The 26,422-nt window shown below is 33.8% G+C and carries 31 protein-coding genes; 22 read left to right on the plus strand and 9 right to left on the minus strand.

Annotated elements, in window-relative coordinates:
- Positions 1-389 precede the first annotated feature (389 nt).
- Together ACFJGY_RS11200 and ACFJGY_RS11205 are read right to left on the minus strand one after the other, a co-directional pair.
- The gene (locus tag ACFJGY_RS11200) at positions 390-1,673 is read right to left on the minus strand and encodes a T9SS type A sorting domain-containing protein (RefSeq protein ID WP_379963907.1); all 1,284 of its coding nucleotides are present in this window, start codon (positions 1,671-1,673) and stop codon (positions 390-392) included.
- Positions 1,642-2,574: a hypothetical protein gene (locus ACFJGY_RS11205; RefSeq protein WP_379963909.1), complete on the minus strand. Its 933-nt coding sequence runs from the start codon at positions 2,572-2,574 to the stop codon at positions 1,642-1,644. Before ACFJGY_RS11205 ends, ACFJGY_RS11200 begins: the two co-directional genes overlap by 32 nt.
- 247 nt (positions 2,575-2,821) lie before the next feature.
- Between ACFJGY_RS11205 and ACFJGY_RS11210 the strand changes: the two genes are divergently transcribed.
- Positions 2,822-4,339 carry a tetratricopeptide repeat protein gene (locus ACFJGY_RS11210; protein WP_379963911.1) on the plus strand — a complete coding sequence of 506 codons (1,518 nt, stop codon included), beginning with the start codon at positions 2,822-2,824 and terminating at the stop codon, positions 4,337-4,339.
- 200 nt (positions 4,340-4,539) lie between these two features.
- Here the strand turns inward: ACFJGY_RS11210 and ACFJGY_RS11215 are convergent, their stop codons facing one another.
- The 7 genes from ACFJGY_RS11215 to ACFJGY_RS11245 form a co-directional block, all read right to left on the minus strand.
- Complete coding sequence (locus ACFJGY_RS11215; protein WP_379963913.1) at positions 4,540-7,149, minus strand: T9SS-dependent M36 family metallopeptidase; 2,610 nt, start codon at positions 7,147-7,149, stop codon at positions 4,540-4,542.
- 19 nt (positions 7,150-7,168) lie between these two features.
- Complete coding sequence (locus tag ACFJGY_RS11220; protein ID WP_379963915.1) at positions 7,169-8,485, minus strand: T9SS type A sorting domain-containing protein; 1,317 nt, start codon at positions 8,483-8,485, stop codon at positions 7,169-7,171.
- Positions 8,486-8,495: 10 nt separating this feature from the next.
- The gene (locus ACFJGY_RS11225) at positions 8,496-9,917 is read right to left on the minus strand and encodes an ELWxxDGT repeat protein (protein WP_379963917.1); all 1,422 of its coding nucleotides are present in this window, start codon (positions 9,915-9,917) and stop codon (positions 8,496-8,498) included.
- A 410-nt stretch (positions 9,918-10,327) separates the two neighbouring features.
- On the minus strand, positions 10,328-11,398 hold the full coding sequence (locus ACFJGY_RS11230) for a tetratricopeptide repeat protein (protein WP_379963919.1): 1,071 nt from the start codon (positions 11,396-11,398) through the stop codon (positions 10,328-10,330).
- Positions 11,395-12,804, minus strand: a complete 1,410-nt coding sequence (locus ACFJGY_RS11235; RefSeq protein ID WP_379963921.1) for a helix-turn-helix domain-containing protein — start codon at positions 12,802-12,804, stop codon at positions 11,395-11,397. The genes ACFJGY_RS11230 and ACFJGY_RS11235 overlap by 4 nt, the downstream gene beginning before the upstream one ends.
- A 1,184-nt stretch (positions 12,805-13,988) precedes the next feature.
- A complete protein-coding gene (locus tag ACFJGY_RS11240) occupies positions 13,989-14,477 on the minus strand; it encodes a hypothetical protein (RefSeq protein WP_379963923.1) in 489 nt (162 codons plus the stop codon).
- Positions 14,478-14,496: 19 nt separating this feature from the next.
- Positions 14,497-15,321, minus strand: coding sequence for a hypothetical protein (locus ACFJGY_RS11245; protein ID WP_379963925.1), 825 nt, complete (start codon positions 15,319-15,321; stop codon positions 14,497-14,499).
- A gap of 147 nt (positions 15,322-15,468) precedes the next feature.
- On the opposite strand from ACFJGY_RS11245, the gene ACFJGY_RS11250 reads away from it, so the two are divergent.
- From ACFJGY_RS11250 to ACFJGY_RS11350, 21 genes are all read left to right on the plus strand, one after another.
- Positions 15,469-15,696: a hypothetical protein gene (locus tag ACFJGY_RS11250; protein WP_379963927.1), complete on the plus strand. Its 228-nt coding sequence runs from the start codon at positions 15,469-15,471 to the stop codon at positions 15,694-15,696.
- A 56-nt stretch (positions 15,697-15,752) separates the two neighbouring features.
- Positions 15,753-15,905 carry a hypothetical protein gene (locus ACFJGY_RS11255; RefSeq protein WP_379963929.1) on the plus strand — a complete coding sequence of 51 codons (153 nt, stop codon included), beginning with the start codon at positions 15,753-15,755 and terminating at the stop codon, positions 15,903-15,905.
- A gap of 15 nt (positions 15,906-15,920) precedes the next feature.
- Positions 15,921-16,214: a hypothetical protein gene (locus ACFJGY_RS11260; protein ID WP_379963931.1), complete on the plus strand. Its 294-nt coding sequence runs from the start codon at positions 15,921-15,923 to the stop codon at positions 16,212-16,214.
- A complete protein-coding gene (locus ACFJGY_RS11265; protein ID WP_379963933.1) occupies positions 16,211-16,360 on the plus strand; it encodes a hypothetical protein in 150 nt (49 codons plus the stop codon). The genes ACFJGY_RS11260 and ACFJGY_RS11265 overlap by 4 nt, the downstream gene beginning before the upstream one ends.
- 11 nt (positions 16,361-16,371) lie before the next feature.
- Positions 16,372-16,509 (plus strand): hypothetical protein, encoded by a 138-nt coding sequence (locus ACFJGY_RS11270; protein WP_379963935.1) that lies wholly within the window; start codon positions 16,372-16,374, stop codon positions 16,507-16,509.
- A complete protein-coding gene (locus ACFJGY_RS11275; protein WP_379963936.1) occupies positions 16,496-16,657 on the plus strand; it encodes a hypothetical protein in 162 nt (53 codons plus the stop codon). The genes ACFJGY_RS11270 and ACFJGY_RS11275 overlap by 14 nt, the downstream gene beginning before the upstream one ends.
- A 100-nt stretch (positions 16,658-16,757) precedes the next feature.
- Positions 16,758-17,969, plus strand: coding sequence for a hypothetical protein (locus ACFJGY_RS11280; RefSeq protein WP_379963938.1), 1,212 nt, complete (start codon positions 16,758-16,760; stop codon positions 17,967-17,969).
- 18 nt (positions 17,970-17,987) lie between these two features.
- The gene (locus tag ACFJGY_RS11285; RefSeq protein ID WP_379963940.1) at positions 17,988-18,428 is read left to right on the plus strand and encodes a hypothetical protein; all 441 of its coding nucleotides are present in this window, start codon (positions 17,988-17,990) and stop codon (positions 18,426-18,428) included.
- On the plus strand, positions 18,412-19,137 hold the full coding sequence (locus ACFJGY_RS11290; RefSeq protein ID WP_379963942.1) for a lambda exonuclease family protein: 726 nt from the start codon (positions 18,412-18,414) through the stop codon (positions 19,135-19,137). The genes ACFJGY_RS11285 and ACFJGY_RS11290 overlap by 17 nt, the downstream gene beginning before the upstream one ends.
- Positions 19,138-19,141: 4 nt before the next feature.
- Positions 19,142-19,588, plus strand: a complete 447-nt coding sequence (locus tag ACFJGY_RS11295; protein WP_379963944.1) for a hypothetical protein — start codon at positions 19,142-19,144, stop codon at positions 19,586-19,588.
- 20 nt (positions 19,589-19,608) lie between these two features.
- Positions 19,609-20,187, plus strand: coding sequence for a hypothetical protein (locus tag ACFJGY_RS11300; protein ID WP_379963946.1), 579 nt, complete (start codon positions 19,609-19,611; stop codon positions 20,185-20,187).
- Positions 20,188-20,450: 263 nt separating this feature from the next.
- Positions 20,451-20,723 carry an HNH endonuclease gene (locus tag ACFJGY_RS11305; RefSeq protein WP_379963948.1) on the plus strand — a complete coding sequence of 91 codons (273 nt, stop codon included), beginning with the start codon at positions 20,451-20,453 and terminating at the stop codon, positions 20,721-20,723.
- 23 nt (positions 20,724-20,746) lie between these two features.
- Positions 20,747-21,220 (plus strand): hypothetical protein, encoded by a 474-nt coding sequence (locus ACFJGY_RS11310; protein WP_379963950.1) that lies wholly within the window; start codon positions 20,747-20,749, stop codon positions 21,218-21,220.
- A gap of 10 nt (positions 21,221-21,230) precedes the next feature.
- Entirely contained in the window at positions 21,231-21,608 is a 378-nt protein-coding gene (locus ACFJGY_RS11315) for a hypothetical protein (RefSeq protein WP_379963952.1), read from the plus strand.
- 212 nt (positions 21,609-21,820) lie between these two features.
- Entirely contained in the window at positions 21,821-22,783 is a 963-nt protein-coding gene (locus ACFJGY_RS11320) for a reverse transcriptase/maturase family protein (protein ID WP_379963954.1), read from the plus strand.
- The gene (locus tag ACFJGY_RS11325) at positions 22,770-23,066 is read left to right on the plus strand and encodes a hypothetical protein (protein WP_379963956.1); all 297 of its coding nucleotides are present in this window, start codon (positions 22,770-22,772) and stop codon (positions 23,064-23,066) included. Before ACFJGY_RS11320 ends, ACFJGY_RS11325 begins: the two co-directional genes overlap by 14 nt.
- A gap of 1 nt (position 23,067) precedes the next feature.
- The gene (locus tag ACFJGY_RS11330; RefSeq protein ID WP_379963958.1) at positions 23,068-23,244 is read left to right on the plus strand and encodes a hypothetical protein; all 177 of its coding nucleotides are present in this window, start codon (positions 23,068-23,070) and stop codon (positions 23,242-23,244) included.
- Positions 23,241-24,527, plus strand: a complete 1,287-nt coding sequence (locus tag ACFJGY_RS11335) for a helicase-related protein (RefSeq protein WP_379963960.1) — start codon at positions 23,241-23,243, stop codon at positions 24,525-24,527. The genes ACFJGY_RS11330 and ACFJGY_RS11335 overlap by 4 nt, the downstream gene beginning before the upstream one ends.
- On the plus strand, positions 24,488-25,360 hold the full coding sequence (locus ACFJGY_RS11340; protein ID WP_379963962.1) for a DNA-methyltransferase: 873 nt from the start codon (positions 24,488-24,490) through the stop codon (positions 25,358-25,360). Before ACFJGY_RS11335 ends, ACFJGY_RS11340 begins: the two co-directional genes overlap by 40 nt.
- Positions 25,360-25,575 carry a hypothetical protein gene (locus ACFJGY_RS11345; RefSeq protein ID WP_379963964.1) on the plus strand — a complete coding sequence of 72 codons (216 nt, stop codon included), beginning with the start codon at positions 25,360-25,362 and terminating at the stop codon, positions 25,573-25,575. Before ACFJGY_RS11340 ends, ACFJGY_RS11345 begins: the two co-directional genes overlap by 1 nt.
- 5 nt (positions 25,576-25,580) lie before the next feature.
- Positions 25,581-26,420, plus strand: coding sequence for a hypothetical protein (locus tag ACFJGY_RS11350; RefSeq protein WP_379963966.1), 840 nt, complete (start codon positions 25,581-25,583; stop codon positions 26,418-26,420).
- Positions 26,421-26,422: the final 2 nt, after the last annotated feature.

Here is a 26,422-nt window from a genome sequence, read left to right on the forward strand (position 1 = left end):
TTAATTTAACAGAATGTTGGAGCAAAATCCCAAAATGAAGATCAACGTTCCAAAAAAATTAAGAATTTGTAATATTTGGACCTTTTTTTGTGATTGGCTACGTCCGATTTTTATTTTTTCCATCTCATTTTAACCGGAAACATATTTAACAGCTATGTCGTTAATTAGAGTTGATTTATTTGATTTAAAGCGTATTATGCTAATGAAGCAGCCTTAATAGAAAGATTGATATTTGAATATTTGTCGTTACTCAGACAAACATTTTGTTAAGTATTCGTGCCGTTTATAATCTATATAATAACTTTAGTATTATCAAGGTTAAGTTACCCATCAACAAAAAAGAGACTGTTCTTTTCAGAACAATCTCTCTCTACGTAACCAAAAAATAATTATTTCTTCAAAATTTTGAACGACTTACTTTCGCCTGATATCTTAGCATTCAGGATGTAAGTACCGGAAGTTAAATTTGATAAATTGATATCCGCTTCCTTACGGTTAATATCTTTTGAAAAAACCTTTTTACCTGACATATCATAGATCACAACATTTTCAATTTCTTTGAAATAAGACAATGTCAGGATATCTTTTACCGGATTAGGATAGAATGTGATCTGTTTCTGAGAAACCTCTGTTGTGTTAAGTATCTTATTAACTTTTACATTGAATACACAAGTATCGATCACAATACCTTCATATACAAGATTATGCACTACCACTGTATTACCTTCCGGGAAAGCAGAACCAGATTCTAATCCCTGAGCTAAAACAACCTGAGGCTCCGGAGTCTCGCACACATAACTTACTTTGAACACGCCATCGAAACCATCTTTAGCAGTCCAGTCTGTTCCATTTCCAGTTGTAAATGCAGTTGTACCGTTTGATAAGGCAGACTTGGTTTCCCAAGAGATCAGTGGTCCCTGCATATTAATCGCAACCCAATATTTACCTGAAGTCAGTTCTAATGTTTGAGGCAATTTGATGACTGTTTCATAAGCTGTACCGCCAACAGTACTTCCTATCACGTTTTGAGATTCTATAGTCGGTGTGGCATAATTCATAATCAATTCACCCGGCTTGCCATTATTGTCTTTGTAAAAAGAAACCGTTGCTCCGTAAGAGAATCTGATAAGATGAGGGATTACCTTGTCAATTTTTAAAGTTTTTCCTGCCGGTATCACAAAATCATTCGCAACAGTATTAAAGTTTGAAGCCGACATCCAGTTTTCAAAATTGTTCCCCGGATAATCTATACCACAACTTGAAGAACCCTGAGAACTGCAGTTGAAAGGCAGGTTGTAATTTACGATTGCAGTAGTTCCACCGGGAGTCGTATTTGCATTGATGTCGGAAGGACAAGCGAAACTACATCCAGGATCTGCAATCCCACCAGAAATATTAAGAGTGTAATCTTCTGCCTGTCCGGAATTGTAATAATATCCAGAAGCACCAACCGGCCAAAACATAGAATACTCTGTAGCCGACTGCATTTTCAGAACTCTTACTCTTGTGTTCCCGTTGATTGCATTTTGCGGAACTGTGATTGGAAATTGTGTAAATTTATCATCCACACCTGAAGATCCGAAAATATAACCTTCGCTAATGATTTCATTGCTTTCATCCAAAATACCATTGTGATTCCAGTCAACAAAAAAGAGTATAAGTATCCGGCGCATAATCTACGCGATTTTTACCTTTTATTTTTACACTATAAGTTTGACCAGCCTGCATATCGAACACCTTATCTGTCATATCTTCATAGAAAGAAGAACTGTCCGGGTCGGAATTGTAGCCTACACCATCCACTTCAAAACGGGTAATTGGTGTTGGTGGGATACCATTGTCCACATTAGTAATCAGGTCGTAAGACTGTGGGCTTGGATTGTTTGGCAATATCCGGAATTCTGTCGTACCATAGTAGTTAGTATTATATTGCTCAACATTGATTCTCCAGGTTCCTGCAATATCCGGCATTGATTCTCCCCAAGGATAAGTTGCTGTATTTCCGTTGAAATCGATATCAAAGTTCCCGTCCGGATCGGCATAGTATTGTCCTGTAATACCTGAACCTGATTCGTTTGGAGAAAAAATATGAACTACGACTTGTGCGTTGGGTTCAAAATTTTTAGCATGAAGTTTTATCCCAAAATCAAAGAACTGAGCCATTGTCAATGTTTTGTTCGAAACAGAAGCTTCCAGGATTTCATTTTTATTTGATACAACATTCAAAACGGCGTTTGCTGTTTTTCCCTGAGCATCTGTAGCCTTTACCGTATGCGCTCCTTTTAGAGAACGTATCATTTTAGCACTGATCTGTACAGAAAAATTCCCCTGAGAATCAACAGTTCCTGTAAAATCTCTCCATCTTTTCCCATCTGAATCGGTATCATAAACTGCAACTGTCGAATTAGGAGTAAAACCAGTTCCCAAAACAGGAAACCCACCAGACCAAAACCAAAATTCTTCAATTGTATTCGGATCATCAGAAACTAAAGAAGTATCCAATGTAATCTGCTGTGCAGTACCTATGCCGAACATAAATAAAAACAGCCATTTAAAAAGTAATTTCACATTCATTGTTAAAAATTTTTTAATTATTAATGAAGCAATATTAATTTATTTACGAATATTACAATCCTAAACCGATGTAACAATATAAATACTAATCGAATAGAAAGATAACATTTTATATACATTTTTATTAACTTACTGAAAATCAAATTATTAACAAAACACTAAATAAGCAATATAATTAGTATCTTCGGGTATTAATTTGTCTATAATGCGTTGGGGTTTATATTTATTATCTTTTTTTGGTTTTATAATGACTTCCGGACAAAATACTTATTTAAAAGATCCGGACAAATACACTTCCACTCTTCTGAAACAGACAGAAGAGTATATGCAGACCAACAGGACAAAAGCAATGAGCTATTTGCAGGAAGCTCTTAAACTGGAATCTAAAATTGCCGACAGCACACGCGTCAGTCTTTACGTCACAGCAGGCAACACATACAAAGACCAGGAATCATATTATCTTTCCCTTAATTTTTACTATAAAGCTTTAGAGATTAATAACAGAATAGCCACGCGCGAATCGTATTCTATCCTTAATAATATTGGAGGCAACTATTACCTTATGGGGAACTATAAAAAGGCCCGTTATTTTTGGGAAAAATCTCTCAAGAATTTTGAAAACAGCGAACCAAATCAGAAATCTGTTGAAGGCTCAATTATCTACAATAATCTTGCTGTGTTAGAAAAAGAGCAGGGAAACTACGCGAGAGCTTTGGAAATGCTTAAAGAATTCAAAAATCGCAATATATCAGCCAAAGACACTTTCAATATTATTATGGCGTTTGAAAACCTTGCCGACGTTCATTTAAAATTAAAGGAAACCGATACCGCTATTGAAAATCTGAGAAATGGCATCTCATTAGCAAAAAAAATAAATTCTTCCTACGATCTCGCCAGTCTTTATAACGTTCTTGGAAAACTTTATTTGGAAAATCTGAACAATCAGGATTCTGCGTCTTATTATTTGAAAAGTGCTTATTACATTGCTGATAAAAGCAGTTTCTCGGATATAAAACTATATTCATCGGAGAGTTTGGTTAAACTATTTGAAAAAGAAAAAGATTACAAATCAGCCTTACAATATCTTCACACCGCAAAATCTTTATCTGAAATCACAATCAATCAAGAAAACGATAAGAAAGTTAACCGTTTAGAAACTGAGTTCAACGAAAAAATGAAGCAAAATGAACTTCTGATTTCCCAGACAAAAAGAGAAAGATTTTTTATTTTAGGCATTGTTCTGCTTGTCTTTGTTTCTGTAATTATCTTTCTGATGTTCAAGCTCCAAAAAAGCAAAGCAGCAAAAAAAGCGGCAGAGAATGAATTACTAGCAAAAAAACTGGGAGAAAAAAACAAAGAACTAACCAACAGCGCCATTCAAATGCTGCAAACTTCTGAAATACTACAGACGACTCAGAAGGAATTGAGCGAACTTAACTCCGGAACCATCATATCGGATACCAAGATTTTTCAGATCATTGCCGATTTGAAGAAAAGCTCAAAAAATTATGGTAAAGATGAAATTTATAAAATCTTCATGGAAACAGAGGATCAGTTTTATAAGAAATTACTAAACCAATTCCCTGATCTCACAAAGAATGAGCTTCGCCTCTGTGCTTTTTTGAAACTTAATCTGTCATCAAAAGAGATTTCTGATATCACACACCAAAGTCCGCACAGTATTGTCGTTGCCCGTTCAAGGCTTAGAAAAAAGTTAAGACTTTCCAATTCCGAAAGCCTTAATAACTTCTTAATCAAGTATTGATCTGAATCTTGTTATCCAGTATTATATGGGCCGACTTAGCCGATGAAAAACCATACTTAAAATTACCATTCCGACACCATTTTTAGTTTTGGAACGCAAGATTAACACAAAAAAAGGTGAGAAAAAATCTCACCTTTTCGTTTAAACAATTACTAATTATTATACTAACGACTAAATTTATACAACTTAATTGCTGGGTATTATTTTTTTATAATTAATTTCTTTGTAAAGTTAATTCCGATACCATTTCCTTTCAGAACATAGATCCCGTTGGAAAGTTTCGAGGTATTCACTGATTCACCTTCGCCTATATTGATCAACTGTTCATCCACTATTTTTCCGGAGAAATCATAGATAATAATATTTGATTTATTAGAAGCTGCTTTAAGATTTTTTGCCTTAATAAAGACTTCATTCTTCGCAGGATTTGGATAGAGGGAAATATCATTTTCAGAAAAAGAACTGTCTGATGTTGCAAGAGCTTCGCATTCTACAGGCACGGAAAAGTCCTCTATCTGATCTGAAATAGCATCCGGAAGAGTTCCTCTGGTAGCGCCCGGCTTGGCATTAACACCCAGGCCTCTTTTTGCAAATGTCTGCCAGATCATACATTTATTTGCACCATTATTAATGGCATTATCGGCTGCAATGATGGCATCTCTTCCGGAAATAAATGTTGGATTACATCCCTGTATTTTCATTCCCTCAAGCACTACTTTTACAACTTTGGCACTTCCGGAGTTCATATCGTTTGCTATATCATTCGAGAAGCCGTATTTTTCTGCAAACTTCCAGTGAAGATCCCACAACATCGTTGCCCAGACAAAACCAATTGAGTGAGAATCGACAACAAGAGCAGAACCTGTGCTATAATACATTCCGTTCGTATCGCCATAAGTATAGCTGTTAATTGTAAAATCCGGAGAATATTTGCTTGGTCTGATACCTCCTCCATTTGTAGGCTGTCCGGAAGCATAGGTTCCCAAACCTCTTGCGTCTGCAGATGTTGCGTTTGATTTATTAGTTAGCATCAAAGCAAAAAAATCTGACCACCCTTCTCCCATCTGTTCATTGGCCTTGCTTGCATCCAGACAGCTGTAGCCATTACCTGTAGATCTGTTGGAAATCCCATGAGTATATTCATGTGCAATGATCCCATTGTCTAAACTTCCGTCCAATGAAAATGTATTGTACTTTAAATTAACATTGACATTAGTCTGATTATTTAATTTAGATTTTATAAGTTCTCCTTCGGCATTATCCACTAAAACACCAGGAATTGTGACACTGCTGTCATCTCCGCCCATATTGCCAATTGCCTGTGACTGAGATGGATTATAAATTATTACTGCTATCGCACCTTTATTCTGAGCTCTTTTAAATTTGTCATCAAAATCACACGAACCTCTTTCTATCAAAGCTATTTTCCCTGTTAAATTTGTATTGCTCAAATCTGTACAGGCATCCAGCGGAGATGCCATAACTACATCTGATGTCAAAGCTGTAGTCGTGGGAAATTGTCCTCCAAAATCTACATTGTACCCTGCAGTCGGCTTTCTACCGACAAGATCTGTCGGTGCATTATATGATAATAGATATCCGTAGTTCCAAAGATACATTTGCATCCGGGGGGCATAGCCGTCCATTGGGGTTGCGAAATTTGCATTATTAGTACCGGCTCCGTCTCTGGCTTCTGCCAAAACTGGGTCTTCGTCCGTATAGGGTTCACCTTTTCCGAAATTATATGCCTGAAAATTCCTCCCCGCCTCATTAAAACCAAATCTGTAAAATATGTCATGCATCTTATTGGTCATATAAAAAAGATTGGTGACAGAAGCATCCGTGTATGCAGTGACGTCCTGACTAAGATCAAGCGGAAAATCAAATACTTTGTTTACGCCTCCGTCTGCACTGTAACCAAATGAATTAGATCCGATAATATCAGTATAGGCATAAGCATTGTTCCCTCTTGTAATGGAAAATGTATCTGTTCCGTCCGTCTGCCATCCATTCGGCGAGGCATCTAAATACCACGGATTTGTCTCAAGCGTTCTTGAACCAAATGACGGTGCTTCCACCGGCAGGGCAAACACCCTGTATGAAGCATCACTAGCAGCACTTTTTGAAGTCATTTTTATACCGGAATCTTTTTTTACAAGATGATCGGAATGTGACTCAACAAGATCATTCCCTTGAGAAAATGCGTGATCAGAAAAATTACAGGAAACCGTTAGATTGGACTTATCGATAATCTTGCCCGTAAATGCATCTACAACAACATCCCAATAATTATTGGTGCCGTATTCATAGAAATTCAGAACATAGTCTAAGTTCAATGATTTATCTTCTTTTTGGTAAAAAAACACTTTGTAAAGCACAGTATTATCCTTTTTCCCTGTGAAGATGTATTTTGAAGCATCAGCTTTTAGGCCTAATGCTGATAAAATACCAGGAAATGAAGAAGGTATGTCTACCGTCGGAACTGTACGTGTGGAAGCTTCTTTATTGATATCAAAAGACAAGAAATTGTCAGAAACATATGCAATCTTGTTATTCCGAACCAGTGCAGAAGAAATAGCCCCATAAACAGGAATCCCTTTGAAAGTCTGCTGAATATTGATCACCTTGCCATCTAAACTTGTATTATCTTCTGTATTGATGATATCGAAACTTTTTACTGAAGCCTTTGAATTAACTGTCAGATAATCTGAGATCAATTCTTTTTCAACATTTTGGGAATATACGTTCGCAAAAGCGAAAAGAGTCACGGCAATAGTTACCCGTACAGATATTTTTTTATTTAATTTCATTTTTATAAAACTTTGATAACTAGTTTCTTATCACTTTTGTAACAGTATAGGTTTTGTCTTTACTATTAAAAGTTTTTACAACATAATTTCCTACAGGAAGATTTTCCAGATTAATGCTCGCCGAATCTTTAAAAACAGCCACCAACTGACCTGCCGTATTGTAAACAGAAACATCATTTGCTTTTTCACTTAAATAAAGCATTCCTTTTGTTGGATTTGGATATACTGCAACTTTCTTGTTATTTGTCTCTCCGGTTGCCAGAATAGTTGAGCAGTCTGTTGCATATACCGCAGTGCTGTCTTTCTGCCATAGCTGCTGTGAAGAACTATATGTTGGATTATCTACCTGGATGCATTTCAGATTAGGACTATTGATCGCAAAAAAGCCATATACATTGGTATTATAATCGTTTTTGAAATTAATAAATCTCATAACAGGACATTCGACGGCATTGATGTAAATAAGATCCTTATTATTTGAAGCATCTATTGTGGTAAGCTTCGTGTAGTTGGCATAAAAATATTGCAGCATAGAAAGCATAGATATGTCTATACTGGTAATATCCGTATCATCTACCACCAACTGAGTCAGGTAAGTATTTTTACTTAAATCTATAGACGTTATAGGATTTCCCTGGATGAATGCCATATTAAGTATGGTGTTTTTGGAAAGATCGATGGAAGGAATATTATTATAACCCATAGCCAGATAAGTAAGACGTGAGTTATTTGACAGATCCAAAGATGTAAGCAGGTTTGCACCAACATTTAATTCTGCAAGCCGTGGATTCTGACTTACATCCAGTGTGGTCAATTTATTATCCGTCATGTAAAAAGCAGCAAGCTTAGGACAAAGACTTACATCTACACTTACCAGTTTATTATACATAATATTTAACAATTGCAGCTGAGGCTTAGAACCAATAGTCAGCTGAGTCAATAAACTATTGTTATTTAGCACTACAGTCGTAAGATCAGTATTGGTTGCAATGTTTACGGATGCAAGTTTGCTCTGCTTGATTTCAAGATACTGTAGCTTTGTATTTTGTGATATATCCAAAGTAGTAATAGGGCTGCTATAGATTCCCAGCCTGGTGAGATTTTTAAAATACTCTATACCACCAAGTTTTGTAATATTTGAATTAATTGTAAATACACCTGTAAAAGCTTCGGCCTCGGAAACCTGGATCTGACCATCTTTACTGGAATCTACTGTAGTATAGAGAAGCAGGTATTCCAAAAAAGCTTCGTCTTGAAAATTAACGACTTGTGCACTTATTGCGGTTCCTTTTCCGATCCAAAAAATAAGAAAAAGGGAAATTATCTTTAGTTTCATTTTGATATTATTATTTTATAATTACTTTGTTTACATCCGTTCTTCCATCAGCAGTCGTAACACGGATCTGATAAACTCCGGGCTTGGCGTTTATCTGCGCCGGTTGATTTTTCGTGATATGATCACTTTGAATTAATCGACCTGTCATATCAAATAATTGATAGTTTCCATTTTCTACATTTTTAAAATACAGAGTTCCACTTGTAGGATTTGGGTAGAAAGTGATATTACTTTTAGATGTATTTTCTGCAGACAGCGTTGTGTTGGAAACATCTATTTTGTAAAGTTCCTGACCTTTGTCCACGTATAATTTTGCAGAAATATACAATGCTCCGTTAAAAGCTGCCATCTTTCCAATTGTAAAACTTGTGTAGCCGGGTCTCAGTTCCAATGCTACTTTTGTGCCTGCCTCGGTACCATCACTTTCCCACAATTTTGCTTCTTTCGATTCGTCGCCGGCAAGAAAATAAAGTTTACCATTCAGTTCTGTAAGGTTGTAAGGATTAGATGATGTTGTGCCTGCATAGATGTCTTTTACCATAGTTGTACCCTCCGCAGTTCCGTCTGTAACCCAGAGTTCATATCCATTCGTACCGTTGTTTGCAGTGAAAAAGATTTTATTTCCTACCTGCGTAAAAGTCCCGGGGAAAGAACCGGAAGTAGCTGGCGTCACATTGATATCTTTTATCATGGTACTTCCTACTTCGGTTCCATCCGTAGACCAAAGCTCCAGTCCAGAGGCTTGTGTAGCTGCACAAAAAAGGACTTTGTTGAGTGCACTGCTATAGAAAAAATTCTGCGGATTTGCAGTTCCTGTTGGATAGATGTTTTTTAAAAGACTTATACTGGTATTATCATATTTATAAAGCTGATAATAGTTTGTAGTAGAGGCTGTAGGTTTTCCGGCTACGACAAGTTGTCCGTTGATCGGAGCCATATTATTCGATATAGTTACATCGCCGGTTACATTGGCAATAACATCATCCTTACCCATTTTATAAAGGTTGGAACTCACTCCCATGTAAAGCGATTCGTCAGTAGCCAGCATGGTACCCGGATATTTTACTGTACTGCTTATAAGACTAAAAGAAGTGCCATCGTAAGAATATATCCCAACCGGATTATCCGTGTTTCCCAAAAGATTGGAAATGTATAATTTATTATTAAAGACCTTCATATTGGAAGGCAAAAAGCTGCCAGTACCAGGAACTTTATCGACCAGCAAAAGCGTGCCTGCTTCCGTTCCATCCGTAGACCATATCTCTGTTCCGCTGTCTGCTGATGCTGCATAGAAATAAAGTCTCCCACCATATTCCGTAAACAGAGCCGGAGTAGAAGGATTGGCTCCAGTGTTTATATCCTTCAAAAGAGTAATGCTTTGAGCAGATAATAAGTTTGCAACAAATAGTGCAGATAATAAAGTTTTTTTCATATTCAATAATTTTATAAAAGTTTAATGTTGATAACAAGCCAATAATTTTTCAGGATCACATTTCATTTTGTAAAAGAGCTTTCCAAATAGGCAAAAAGTAAGACTCAAAAATTTGTTTTTTCAGATGGGTTTTAGTAAGTCACTATTTAAAATAGAGAATAAAACAATTAAAATTCAAAAACACTGCATTAAAATATTTTATTTAGAATTTAAAACAGAGATTTTATCTTTAATATTTTATTCGTGCAGAATTTTCATCTGATTTTCACAATTCGAATTTATAACATAAAAAGAGCTATAAAAAGCAAAAGACTATCATATTCCTGCAAATTGCAAGAATATGATAGTCTTAAAAAGCTATTAAAACTTTAAAAATCAATGATTTGATATTTAAAGAAGATAAATTGAAATTATGTAAGAAAAAACTTCTTTTTTGATAAAAATAAAGTCAAAAACACAAGAAAGATGGAAGTAAATAACAAAAGTGATAAATTTCTGAATCGGATTTCTCTCGAAATTTTTTGAGATTGAAGCTTAGAATCTTTGATCGTCTGATTGATTATCTCATTCTGCATATCATTCATCTTGATAATTTCTGCGTCATATTTTTTATAAAACAAAATATAATTCTGCAGATCTCCTATACCCAAAAAGTTTTTCGATTTTGAAAGATAGTACATACTGATAAGTTCAGGATCGTAATTATCGGAAACAGTTAAAGGAATCTCATCCAGAAGCTTTAGGGACTCTGCATATTTTTTTTTATTGGTAAGGATTTCCGCAAGTCCTATCTGAGCAAAATATTTATTATAACCTAAGTCAATTTTAGCGTCTTCATTCAGTACTTTAAGAAAAGATTGCTGTGCCAGATCCATCTGACCTTGCGAGATAAGACAAAATCCCTTCTGTATCTCAATCAGAAGCTGATTCACCTCATTTATATTGTTTTTGGGAAGTATTTTATAAACATCAATCGCTTTTTCAAAATACTTGAGTGCAAACTCACAATTCAGTTCTCCCCGGAATATGATTCCCTTGATATTGTACACATTACCTTTGATATAGAGAAGATCTTTTGGCAAATTAACAGAATTCATTTTATTTTCTGCAAGATCTAAATATTTCTTGGCTTCTTCCGTCATCATCATCGCCTGATATTGGTTTCCAAGCATTGCCAATAATAATATTTCGTTTACAGAATCTTTTTCAGCCCTGGCTATTTCTAACGCAGAGCTACAGTTATCAATTACATTTTTTGCCTGTCCGAGAACCATTTGTGCATTTATCATCGTAATAAATGCAGAAACCTTCGTATCCTCGTTGCGGGAATTATTTAAAACCTCTTTAGCTTTCGCTACTGTCTGCTCCGGATTTTTATAAATAAGATCTTTTGCTTCAACCAAAAGCTTTTCATTCTTATCCGTTTGCGCAGATAAAAAAGACGATATAAAAAGGAATGATATGTATAGAATATTTTTCAATTTATTTTTTCTAAATCCTGAATGTAATCAATGGGAGATACACCAACTTTGTTCTTAAAAACCATTGTAAAGAGACTATGAGATGAGAATCCGCACTCTTCTGCAAGATAGCTAACCTTATATTTTCTGTAATCGGGATATTCTTTTAGTTTTTTAAGGATATAATCTATTCTCAACTCATTAATATAAGTGCTGAAATTGGTGTTTTTATGTTTATTGACAATTTCTGAAAGATAACGCGGATTGGTTTCCAGCTGTTGGGAAAGTGTCTTCAGCGAAATATTCTTTTGTGTAAAATTTCCTGAACTTTCGTATAAATTTAATTTATGTAAAAGGTCTTTTTCTGTTTTATCCGGGATATTGAATATTTTCGGATCGGTTTCCTGTTTTATTTCTACAATATTTTTTGACTTAATCCTAAAGAAAATAAAGAGTCCCAAAAGTAAAACAGAAAAAAATATAAAAATACCGTAGAATGTACGATTCCAAAAGCGTTTTTGATTTTCAATGGCTTGTAAATAATCAGTTTCGAGTTTACTGGCCAGCAACGCTCGTCCTTTTGCTTTAGAATCTTCGGTTATTTGCTTACGGTCTGCCAGCATACTATCCGCCCATTTTACTTCTTCAGGATTATTATGGTAAGCAGATGCTAAGGCAAGATCCATGTAATATTCTTTCTGCAATGACATATCCGGAGAAGCAGCCAATATTTTTTTTAGGGGCAAAAGCAAATCGTAAGCTTCAGAATATTGTTTTCTGAACAAATGGATTTCCGCAATCCCAACCTGAGGATATAACGCCGAAAAATCTGAAGGTGTATGCTCGGAACTCAGTTTAGCCGATTCTTTAAAATTTTTCTCAGCAAGATTTACCTTACCTTCAGACAGATAAATGTTCCCTAAGTAAAAATAAGCTCTGCTGGCAAAAAAATAATTTTTATCTTTAATGTAATGCTGCAATGATTCATTTATGAGTTTTATTTTCTGCTTTCCGGAAAAAAAGGAAATTCTGGAAAAATCGACAGAAAGCTCGACCAGAAGTGTGGCACTTATGTTTTGATAATTTTTTTTAATATAATTTTCATTCTCGGAAGACTCATTTTTTATTCCTAAAATCTGGTTGATCTGGTAGGCCATCAAATGGTATTGAAAAAGATCTGCTGCATTCTCATTACTTTCTACCATTTTTTTCAACTGAAAAAGACTTATGACAGCGTTGTTGTAGTCTTCTCTTATCAGTTGTGATTTAATTTTTAAAACCAATGTTTCCTGTAAAGAAATTCTGGAATAATAATCTAGAAATTTCTGATAACCTTCACTATCCTGTTGAATGGATTGCAGTGTTTCCTGTCTTATTGAAGCAATATCCTCCTTGGTTTGTGCATATACATTTGTATTAACCATCATAAAAACAATGGAAAAACATAAATAAAAGATATACATTGGAAATTTCATAAAATTATATCCTTTGAAGGTCTGAAGCACTACATTAATTTATGTTCAAATTTAAATATTATTGTATAAGAATCTCTTAAAAATTTTGTTTAAAAAAACATTTATTTTAAAATTTGAAGCTAACAATTTTATATGTATTAATAGGATTATATTAAATAAATCGCATTATTAAAATACGATTTGTCCAAAAATTTATATTATGAAAATTGACATTAGTTATTGAAAAAACCAAAAAAATAGCATTTTTCAGCCTCACCAACGAATAGAAAATTTTATTTTTCAGATGAGATTCAAGCAGGAATATTTATGTAATAAGTTCTATACTGTTCTAACAAAAAAACCTAATTTAAATTTATGACCTGTAAAAAATAACGTGCTTCTTTTAGGAGTTTTTTAAATGAAATAACTTGGGAATGCTGAGTGTCGGAATTTTTATTTTTTAATAAGAATCTTTATGTAAGAAAATAGTGTGTCTCTAAAATTGATAAAAATTATAGAATAATATTAGGATAGTATTAAAAACAATATTTATTTAGATACTTTTCTTTTACTTCCTAATAAAAATTCTTGTTAATCATTATCAACATCGATAATTGATTGTTTTACAGCTCCCCAAAGGCAAACTACAAAATATTCTTTGTGTTACCTATGTGTTACCCATAAAAATAAAAAAAGCACTTACCGACTGTAAGTGCTTGATTACCAGAAGTGGTCCCACCTGGGCTCGAACCAGGGACAACCTGATTATGAGAGAAAAGACCTCGTAAAGAATCCTTTGCACATGCGTATTTTCTATGCTTTTATACTGTCAGTTTTACTATTTAATGATACTAATGTTACTAATAATGTTACAAGATTTTATTAACCGTTTTCGCTTTATTCATAGGCTTGTTATTATAGACTTCCGTTGAGGTTGCAAAAATAAAATTGAAGTTTATGTTATAGGTTTTACAGACTGCTTCAATTTGCGCCGGCGAAAAATGATAAGCTTGAGTATACTTTGCTTGGTTTTTCACTTTTGAAAAAAGAGTTTTTTTTATCCCGGATTCCTCAAAAAATTGAGCGGATCCGGAAACCTTTCCATCAGCGATCAGAATGTCTAAAAGCTTTATTATTTGTTGGTCAGATGTGAACATTTATTTAAAAATACATTTTGCATAAATTGATGATAAAATTCCATCTGAATATTTATCTTGATATGTACCAACTTTCTTGGCAATTATTTCTTTTGTCTTTAAGATTTGTATATCATCTTTAGTTAATGAAATAAATGAAGTATAGATATATCCATTAGAAGAAGCTTCACTATCAACCGTAGCCATTGGTTTTTTGAAAAATGATCCGTCAGAAAATTTTAAATAAAGACCCTTTTCATTGCTACTATAACTGTAACCTGGGACACTTACAGATAAATAATTGTTAGTTTTTCCTTTTTGGACAACTTGCATAAAGCTAATACCTAATAAATCAGGCGACATTATATTTATTTTGTCCGAAAAATCGTCACCTATTTTGTCGATAAATTTGCAATAATCTTCATCTTTATATTGACTATCATATTGATATGAAACTTGACTAAAAGCATATGTATTTATCAACAGAAAAAGTAAAATTGCTTTTTTCATAATATATTAGTTTTGATTATTAATAAACATCAGCTACAGCAGTTTCAAATTTCATCACATAATAAAGCATCTTAACAGAATTCAGAGAAACGGTAACATTGTGAGCGTATTCTTTGCTCGGATTCCACGAATCTACTACTATGGTAGCATTATCTGTATTATGTTCTACGATTTCTTTTAACGTAGGCCTTCCAAAATCCGTGGAGCCAATAATCCATAAAGGATATTTGTTAAATTTCAATTTATCCTTCCAATGAATTGCTTGTAATTCCCTACCCCAAACTATACTTCCATCAGGAATATTCTTATTTGGATCAGTTCCTTCCATAGATCCTCCTTTTATTCTGAATGCTGAATATTTACCTCTTAACGGAGCCTTAACAATAGTAACGTGTTGCTCAACTTCTTCATAATCCGGATGCCTTGTATCACCTTCATTGTCTAATAAGCTGGCAGCAACATCCCATTCAAACAATGGCATGTACATTAGATATTCTCCAGTTGGCAGTTTCACAAATTTATTTCCGAAACTATTTTCAATAGATTCTAAATCTTCATCTTCCAGATCAGGAATCTCTAAATTATCAACGGTATCTACTTCTCTATTAGGTTGTATTTGTCGACGTGGTAAATCCATTTCTCCTATTCCATCTGTCAACCAATCCTTATTAACATCTAAAGCTTTCGCAACAATATCTAATTTTAGATTATCGGGTGCTGTTTTTTCAGTTATCCAATTTTTAATTGTGGTAGGGTGTATTTTTACAATTTTCGATAAAGAATTATTATTAAATCCCTTATCTACAACAGCTTTCTCAAGTCTATTGCCAAATCCTTGCTTCATAGTCAATTGTTTTTATCTATTAATTTTAATCTAATAATAGAAAATTAATATCTATAATTAGATATTATTAGATGTTTTTTATTGTGTATATCTAATATTAGATATACATTTGCAATAACATAATGACAACGCAAATATATAAACAAAATGAAAATATCAAATACGGTAATCCGTAAAATTTTAGAGGATAGCGCAATGTCGCTGAGATTAGCAACTGTATTGGGAATTAAACAAGTTTCTGTTGAGCAGTTGGCAAAGAGAGAATCGAACAAACTTTTACATATCGCAGCAGTGAATGTTTATAAAGAGTTTGGTTTTACAGAAGATGAGATTATTGAGAAAGAAGACACCAAAGCAATTCTTGATACAATATGATACTGACAGAAGTAAATGAGAAAGACTTAAAGCAAATCCTCTCTCAAGCCAGAATAATGAAAACATACGCTACCAATCTTGAAGCTAATGTTGTTGCTTTTCTGGGCGGTGTGGGAGCCGCCAAAGAAAAGCCTAAAAGCAAGAAACTCGATCAAGTTGCAAGAAAGGTCCAAAGCAAATTCCATAAAACACTTAGAGTAAAAGAATAACCTAAAAACTATAAAATGAAAAAATATCTAGCAAAATTTTTCCTGAAAGCAAAAGATGAAGATGGTAACATCATCAACCTTTCAAACATTGAAGATGGATTTGCAGGCTTCATTTATTTCACAGAAGAAAATTTTATTGACTGTACGATTAAAATTGATGATGTGATTGTATTTGAAAGTTATCTGGACCGTGAACAAGAATATATGTTTGACGCCTTCTCTGAATTTGTTCAAAGCAAAATGAGAGATTCTCAAAGCACTTATAATGACATTCAAGAAACCAACCAATCATTAATGTACGCTTTATGAAAACTGCATACCCAAAAAAAAGAAAAGCAATCCGCGAATACAGGATGTTCGAATTGAAATGGATGATGATTCACATGAAAAGAATTCCATTAAAAATAAAACACGACATCTTCGGAAACGTATCGCACCAATTGAAAACCATTTAAAACTTAAAAATATGAAAGATTCCATCACCACTTCAACATTCATAGTTCATTCAAATGACTATGGAAAATTAGAGATTATCAAATACTATTTGTTCGGATTTCATTTCTGGACTGTAATCAATAAAACAGAATCCTATGAAATCCTATAATATATCATTCAAAGCACCGGATTATTTAAAAACCGGATTTCTAAAAGGGATTACAATAGAAGCCAATTCAGCAATGCAAGCGACGGCAAAGTTTGCAATATCACATCCAGATTGTGAACTCGTAGGACTATTACAAATAGATGTTTAACAATGACAAGAACTCAATTTGACATTCTGGTCTCAATGATAGAAGTCGAAAGCTACAAGAAAATAAAACAAAATTATAATAACAACTAAAATTCATAAAAATGAGCGAAATACTAGAAACTCCAGAATCAACAAAAACAAAAACACCTGTTTTTGAAATTGAAAAAATCGAAGCTGAAAATCTTCCAGAATTACAAGGCCTGAAAGATAAGCAGATCCAAATCGTAAAGGATAATCCTTTTATCGAAATTGTAGATAGTAAAACTTATGAAGAAGCTAAAAAGTCAAGAACGGCTTTAGTTTCTGCAAGAACAAGTATTGAAAATCAGGATAAATTTCTTGCTTCATTGGTTAAAAAATTCCGTGAAAAGATTGGAGCGAAAACAGCAGAATTGATTGCTATTACCAAACCACACGAAGATAAACAACAGGATGAGGTTAAGCGTTACGAAGCAATCAAAGAAGCAGAGAAAGCAGAAAAAACCAGAATTGAAGAAGAAAGAAAATCCGGAATCAAATCTTCTATTGATGCTATAATCAAAACTGCAACTGATAAGATTGAAAAATTATCTTTTGAATTAATAAATACATTGAAAGCAGATTTTGAAGAAAACCTTTTCAAAACCGACACTACTCCATTTGAAGAATTCGAACTTGATTTCAATGAAAAATTGATGACTGTTAAGACTCTTTTCAATGCCAAAATTCAACAATTACAACTTGCCGAAAATCAGAGATTGGAAAATATCCGATTGAAAGAAGAAGCTGACAAATTAGCCAAGGAACGGGCGCAAATGGAAGCCGATAAAAAAGCTGAAGAAGCAAGACTTGCAAAAGCAAAATCCGATCAGGAAGCTGAATTACAGAAACAACGTAAAGCATTGGCCGCTGAAAAGAAAAAGCAAGATGATGAAGCAGCTGCAAAAGCATTGGAAGCTAAAAAACTGCAAGATGAAGAATCCGCAAAACTTCAAAAATATCGTGAGGAATTGGAGGCGGAAAAATCACGAATAGCAAAAATAGAATCTAATCGTATTGCCAAAGAAGCCGCGGATCGCAAAGCCAAAGAAGATGAAGAAAGAAAAATCCGTGAAGCAGAAGAAGCGGAACAACTTGCAAAAGCAGAAGCGGAAAGATTGGAAGCTTTGAAACCAACTATTGACAAGTTATATGATTGGCTTAACAAGTTTGAACAACCAGATCCTCCACTGAAAGAAGAAAATCCTGCAGTTTCGAAAATCTCAATTCTATTTGATGAATTTAAAAAAAGTTCAGAAAAAGCAATTCAAGAATTTATTAAAAATACAAAATAATCCTAAATACTTATTACAATGTCAGACAAAAATCAAAATCAAGAAGTTGCTCCGGAGCTTCATCCAAAAAACGGAGAAATTACTTTTATTATGCCTTCAACTAATGCCATTGGAGCATTAAAGAATGCCGGAACCGGAAGAAAGCTTACAGTTTCCTATAAAGAAAAATCAGAATGGATATCCGAAATAGGAATCCCGGTTGAATGTTTCTTTTTAGGTTTCAAAGAAGCCTCCGATGCAAAGGGCAATCCATATTTTATGGCGAAGCTGCACGATGGAGTCAAAGCGTTTATTGCGGCTCAAACGGTACTTATTCAGGCCCTAATGAATACTAAGATGGGTCAAGGTGTTCGGATTACTTGCACCGGATCTACAAAAACAACAGGTGGAAATGATATTCCACTATTTGATGTTGACGAATTAGAAATTAATCTTTTCGAAAATGCTGACGAAGGATAATATTAATCTGGATTTTGAAGCAATCAGAGCCGAACACGAATCGGCTTTGGCTTCAATCCAGAAAATACAGGAAAAAGAAGAAAAAAGAGAAGCTTGGTTTAAAACTAAGGTCGGAAAGTTTTCTTCTTCGGATTTAGGAAAGTTAATGACTTATGAAGATAAGATAAATGAACTTCCAAAAGGAGCAATCACTTATATCGAAGAAAAGGTTCTGGAAATATTGACAGAAGGCCAAAGTAGAAAATCTTTCAAAAGTGATTCTATGGAGCGTGGAAATGAAAAGGAGCTTGAAGCGATCACAGTATTTGAAGCAAAGTATAATGTGAAATGCTTTGCGACTGGTGAAGATCAAACATTTATTGAGTTCTGTTCTTATTTCGGTGGAACGCCGGACGGATTAATTGATGAAGATGATATTGCTGAAGTGAAATGTCCTGACAGCAAAACACATTATTTCAGATTCAAGAATATCAAAAGTCAGGAAGATTTCAAAAAATATGAGAAAGATTACTACTGGCAGATTCAGGGGAATCTTTTCGCATCAGGAAGAAAACGCTGCTTTTTTATTGATTATGATGATCGCTTTACAAATCCAGAATTGCAGCTTTTTGTTATCGAAATCCATAGGGATGAAGATGACATCCAGAAGATAAAAACAAGGCTTAAAATGGCAGAAAATCACAAGCAAAAACTTTTAAATAATTGGTAGAAAAATGATTTACGACACTTCCAAGCCTGATGGTAGAAAAAAGGCAATAGACAAAGTGAAACATCTACTTGACAAAAAAGCAAAAATTGAAGTTGTGGAAAAACGGAAAAATAGGACTTACAGCCAAAACAATTATCTGCATTTAATCTTAGGATGGTTTGCATTGGAATATGGAGAAACCATTGAATATGTGAAGCAGATTATTTTCAAGCAATGGGTTAATCCGGAACTATTCAAATTCGATTTTGTAAATGAAAAAACTGGAGAAGTTCGAGAAGCTTGGAGAAGCACTGCCAAACTTAATACTAAGGAATTAACAGAAGCAATTGAAAGATTCAGAACATTTTCTCAAGTAAAATTAAATCTATATCTGCCAACGCCAACTGATCTACCATTGTTGGAAGAAATCGAAAATCAATTAGAAGAATACCAAAACAAAATTTATTTATAAACATTTAAAAAATCAAAAAAATGGAAATCGTAGAGAACACACCATTCATTCACAATTTTAGTGTTACAGGAAATGACGACAATCTTCCTGAAAAATTAGGAGTTTTTGAAACTATTGATGAATTCCAAGAATTCTTTGCTCTAAATACCGTCGCCGAACATCAGAAAGTTTTTGCCAAAAGATGGTATTCAGATGAAGAAATACACAATTTCAGAAATGAGATTTTAGAAGTGGCCGAAAATGAATTACCAGAAGCAAAATTTCAGCTTTCTGAAAAAGAAATTGAATTCGCAACGGCTAAAAAAGAAAAGGAGATTGCAATTGAATCAGTTGGGGCTTTGCAAACCAAGATTGGCGATTTAGCAGCTGAAATTAAAATTGGCAAAACGGAAATTGAAGTTCCTGCAAACCGCACTTATAAAGTGCCTATTAAGGGGAAATATTATTTCTACGCCTGGCAAGATAACGGAGATTGCATTCTCGTGAAGGTTGCATTAATGACTGATGAAGAGAAAGAAGAACTATTCAGCCAGACCGACAAAAATGAGCAATTTTTTGAAAGCTTGAAAAATGTCAAAAATCAAAGGAAGGCCAAGTAAATATTTAGTTAGTCTTCGATCAGATCCGGATTGGGAAATTGTCAAAAGAAAAATAAAACTTAGAGATAAACACCAATGTAGAATTTGTGGGTTAAAGGTTGGATTGGAAATTCATCACATTACATATTTTGTTGACGGCAAAAGTATAAGAGGATGTGAATTGCAAAACTTAAAATGGCTAATCACAGTTTGTAAAACCCATCATAAAGAAATTCACGACAATAAGAACCATCCCTTAAATCCTTACAATAGAAACAAAGAAAATGGAGAAACATACCAAAGTTTATCTTGAATATTTTCCTTCTCATTCCGGATTTTATCATTGTGAAATTTGTAACAAACAAGCAACCGAAATCCATCATATAAAAAGGAGATCAGAATTCGGGACCAAAGAAAAGCATTTGCAGGATATTATTGAAAACCTGATTGCGCTTTGCAGATCCTGTCACCAAAAAGCACACGCTAATATTTTTACAAAGGATTATCTGACAGATATCCACAACAAAAACATTCAAATGTATTCTACTCAATTTTAAAAACAAATTAAATAATTACGCTTATGAACACTTTAGAAATTACAAAAGAAGCCGCTTTAAAAGCGCACGATGAAGCCAACGACAAAGGCAAAGCATTATTGGAAAATCTTTTAGGGAAAAAGGTTTTTGTAAAAGATATCAAGGACAGAATAAAATCTTTCGACGATGTCCTAGACCATCTTGAAATTGACAAAGATGAATTTAAAAACGAATGTGAAGGACTTTCTTCAGATGAGATTGCTTACAAGCAAGTGAAATTAATTGTTAATGCTCTAAATGAAGGATGGGTTCCGGACTGGACAAATTCAAGTCAGTACAAATATTTCCCTTGGTTCAAAATGGGTTCTTCTTCGGGTTCGGGTTTCTCGTACAGCGACTGCGCTGACTGGATTGCGGTTTCGGCTGTCGGCTCTCGCCTTTGCTTCAAAAATAGAGAATTGGCTGAATATGCCGGAAAGCAATTCACTGATATCTACAAACAATATATGACAATCTAAACTTATCACAATGAATATCATAGACAAAGTAAAAAGTTTTGAAGATGCTTGCCAATTATTAGGAATTGAGCCAAATCTTCCAGAAGTATCAATGCTTCCAGAAAACCATCAAAAAGCAATTATTGCACATTACAAACTCGTGATCATTGCGCAGGCAATTAACGAGAATTGGAAGCCAAACTGGGATAATTGGAATGAAAGAAAGTATTATCCGTGGTTTGATTTGGAAGGTTCTTCTTCGGGTTCTGGTTTCTCGTACATCGGCTACGTTTTCTGGTATACGCTTTCGAATGTCGGCTCTCGCCTTTGCTTCAAAACTTATCAGTTGGCAGAGTATGTAGGTCAAACATTCATTGATTTGTACAAAGATTATTTCTTACTGGATTAACAAAACAAAGGTTGTGTGATGTTGTGGTTGTAGTTCTTCTTCAGGTTCAGGTTTCTCGTACAACGACTACGATAACTGGAATACGAATTCGAATGTCAGCTCTCGATTTTGCAAAATATTACCATCACAGACCTTACCACTTGGTAAAAAACAACAAATTTTTAAAGGCGTTGGTAACTCTAGTGAAAACGACTTTTTAAGAAGCAAAGGATATGAAAAGAATAGGAAACATTTTTCAGAAGATATCAGGTTTAGAAAATTTAATTATTGCCGATGGAAAGGCACAAAAAGGAAAATCTAAACAATATGGAGTTATTTCTCATAATAAAAATAGAGAAAATAATATTTTGAAACTTCATCAAATGCTGATGGATAAAACTTACAAAACCTCGAAATATGATGTTTTCAAAGTTTACGAACCAAAGGAGCGTGAAGTATTCAGATTATCATATTTTCCAGACAGAATAACACACCACGCTATTATGAATATTCTGGAGCCGATATTTTTGAAAGTGTTTACAACTGATAGTTACAGTTGCATAAAAGGAAAAGGAATTCACGCTGCATCATTCAATTTGAGAAAAGCTTTAAAGAATGAGGATGAAACTACATACTGCTTAAAGTTGGACATTAAAAAGTTTTATCCATCTGTTGACCACGATATATTGAAATCACTGCTTAGAAAGAAATTCAAAGATTCAGATCTGATTTGGCTACTTAATGAAATTATTGATAGCGCACCAGGTTTGCCGATTGGAAATTATCTAAGTCAATACTTTGCAAATTTCTATCTCACATATTTTGATCATTGGATTAAAGAAGATTTGAGAATAAAATATTATTTCAGATATGCAGATGACATTGTAATTCTTTCTGCTGATAAAAACATTCTTCACAGAATTTTTTCACAGATCGAAAACTATATGAATTCCAATTTGAAACTTGAAATAAAGAACAATTATCAAATATTTCCTATTACAGCTCGTGGAATTGATTTCGTTGGTTACATTCATTTTCACACTCATACTTTGCTACGAAAGTCTATTAAAAAAAGATTTGCAAGAATGCTAAAAAGAAATCCAAGGCGTGAATCAATCGCTTCTTATACCGGATGGACCAAACACTGCAACTCCAAAAATTTATTAAAAAAGTTACTGCCAAATGAACAGTTTTAAAGATCTCAATATTAAGCCAATTTCAACCGCCTTTGTTGGTGAAAAAGTTAGAATGACAAAGATCTTGAATAATGAAATTATTGTTCACGATTACAAAATAAAGGATTCTGAAAAGAAGCCAGGAACAAAATATTTAACACTGCAAATAAGCCGAAAAGGAGAAAAGGAAGTAGTATTCACAGGGTCAAAAACTTTGATGGATATGATCGAGCAAGTGCCAAAGGAGAAATTTCCATTCGTCACTACCATAACTCAGGAAGATCAAATGTTTCAATTCACTTGATATGATGATCAGAATTAAAGGATACGAAGTATATCTGGGTGCAGATCTCGGAACCAAGGAATATACTATCAACATACCAGAACTTAAAATATTCAAATCTCTCACTATCAGTAAAAATGAGATTACAGTGATGGAAACAACTGCAAAAGAATTAATTGAAGAAAAACTAAATCAATGAACTATCAAGATTTTTTAAAGACAAAAAGTAAAATTCAAATTCACAAAGGATTTTCTCCTTTTGAAATGAATAAGAATTTATTTCCTTTTCAAAAATTCATTGTCGAAAGAAATGTTTCAAAGGCAAAGTACGGAGTTTTTGCAGATTGTGGATTAGGTAAAACAATTATGGAATTGGAAACCGCCACTCAGACTGTTAGGAAGACGAATAAAAAAGCTTTGATACTTTCTCCGCTGGTTGTAGTAGCTCAAACAAAAAGAGAAGCTGAAAAATTTGATTTCGATATGGATAAGGTTGTGATGACAAATTTTGAAAATCTACACAACATTAATCCCAATGAGTTTTCTTCTTTGATAGTTGATGAAAGTTCAATTATGAAAAATTTTGAAGGAAAATTGAAAAAACAAATTTTTGATTACTTCAGAAATACAGAATACAAATTTGCTTTCACAGCTACTCCATCTCCCAATGATCCGATGGAAATAGGAAATCATTCTGAATTTCTTGATTATCAAACAAGATTGGAAATGCTTGCTACCTATTTCATCAATGATCAGGATCACACAAGCAAATGGAGACTGAAAGGGCATGCAGTTGATAAGTTTTATAATGCAATGTCCAATTGGGCTATTATGCTTACAAAGCCTCAAGATATAGGTTTTGATATGCCTGGATATGATCTCTCAGAAATTAACTATCAAGAATTTAAAATTGAAACTGACAAACTGAATAATGGATTATTGTTCAATGATCTGGCAATTTCTGCAACTGATTTCAATGGAGAATTAAGAAGAACAAAAAAACAAAGAATTGAAAAAGCTGCTGAATTAGCATCCAAGAAAACAAATCACATTGTTTGGGTAAAACATAATGAAGAAAGTTCTGAAGTCACAAAAATGATTGATGGAGCTATTGAGGTTTCGGGTGCTGATAGACCAGAAGAAAAAGCTGAAAAGCTTCTTGCATTTGCGAATGATGAATTCAGAGTATTAGTTACCAAATCTAAGATTGCTCAATATGGATTGAATTTTCAGAATTGTGCTAGTCAAATTTTTATGAGTCCAGATTTTTCATTTGAAAGTTTATATCAATCAGTTCGGAGAAGTCACAGATTCGGCCAAAAAAACCGAGTAGATATTAATCTGATAACAACTGATACTATGCAGAATGTCATTGAGACAATCAAAACTAAAGAAGAGCAATTCAAAATAATGCAACAATTAATGATTAAAAACCAAAACTTATGGACAAAGGATATAAAGCAGTATGGGGTGACTGCGTAGAAGAAGTTACTAAACTTGAAGATAAAAGTATTGATTTTTCAGTTTTCAGTCCACCGTTCGCAGAATTATTTGTTTACTCAGATGATATTCGGGATATGGGAAATTCAAGAAACTACAAAGAATTTTTTACACATTTTACTTTTCTAGTAGAGCAACTAGCAATAAAGGTCAAATCAGGAAGGTTGGTTGCCGTCCACTGTATGGATCTTCCAATAATGAAAGGGAAAGAAGGATTTATAGGATTGAGAGATTTCTCCGGAATGTTGATAGAAACTTTTCAAAAAGCCGGATTCATTTATCACGATCGGATTACTATATGGAAAGATCCAGTAGTAGAAATGACTAGAACTAAATCCATTGGACTACTTCACAAAACTATCAAAAAAGACGCTGCTTTGAGTAGAACCGGAATCCCTGATTACATTTTAGTTTTTAGAAATTCTGGAGAAAACGAAGTTCCAATAGTTCATCAGGATAAAGATCATACAAAAGAAAATTTCTTGCCTGTAAGTCTTTGGCAAAAATATGCATCTCCAGTATGGTATGATATCAATTATTCTGATACACTTCAATACAGAAGTGCAAGGGATAACAAGGATGAAAAACATATTTGTCCACTTCAACTGGAAACCATCAGAAGATGCTTGCATTTGTGGAGCAATGAAGGAGATACTGTTTTAAGTCCTTTTGGCGGCATTGGCAGTGAAGGTGTTGAGTCCATTAAACTAAATAGAATTCCAATACTAATTGAGCTGAAAAAATCATATTTCGGACAACTCCAAAAAAATATGAAAGCTGCCTGGGATTTTAAAAATCAACTCCAATTATTCTAATGAAAATATCAGAGCTAAAACTTAATCAGGAAGTTCTATTTAAGAATAAAAATTTCTTGTACAAAGGTGTTCAAAAAATAACAATGCCAGGATTCGGAAAAGTTCAAAAGGTTGTATTTCAATCAAAAGATTCTAAGAATGTATTTCATCATATGAATCTCCACGAAGGCAATAGAACTCTTAAAACCGATGAGAGTGGAAATTTAATACTGTAACTAAAATGAATGTATATGAATTATCAAGAAACTATTGGGATTATGCTTTCCAGAACCCGGATAAAATAAAGCCTAATCACAGCGCAATGTACTTTTTCGCAATTGAACATTGTAACCGTCTTGGTTGGAAAGAAAAGTTCGGATTTCCGACTACAATAGTTATGGAAGCTATCGGGATAAAATCCTATAACACTTTCATAAATACTTTAAAAGAATTGGTTGATTTTGGATTTATCCAAATGATCGAAAAATCTAAAAATCAGTATTCCGCTAATATTATTGCTCTATCAATTTTTAATAAAGCACCTGACGAAACACATACAAAAGCACTTGACGAAGCATTGATAAAGCATAATTCAAAGCAAAGTGAAAGCACGGAACAAAGCACTGATAGTATAGATAAACAAATTTACAATACTACCAATATACCAATTAACAATAATGAAGCTGAAGCTTCAGAAGAAAATATTTCAAATCAAAATTTAGAAAGTTTTCCTTATCAGATAAATCCGAATTCAGAAAACAAAGAAAAAAGTTCCGCAAAAAAAGAAAGTAAAGTCAAGATCTTCTTTTTCAAACAGGCGATGATTGAGTACGGTTTCAACAAAGATCTGGTTGATCATTTCATTGAGGTCCGGAAGAAAAAAAGATTAGTCAATACTGAAGTTGCTTTTAAAAATTTCATTCGGGAAATTGAAAAAACCGGAAAAGATAAGAATGAAGTTTTTGAAATAATCACAAATAAACAATGGGGCGGATTTGAAGCGAAGTGGCTTAACAATGTAGATCAGGCCAATTTGAAATCTGCATTATCCAAACCAGGTAAAAACGTTCATATAGCTTAAAA

Source organism: Epilithonimonas sp. UC225_85 (genome assembly GCF_042695135.1).
Taxonomy (GTDB): Bacteria; Bacteroidota; Bacteroidia; order Flavobacteriales; family Weeksellaceae; genus Epilithonimonas.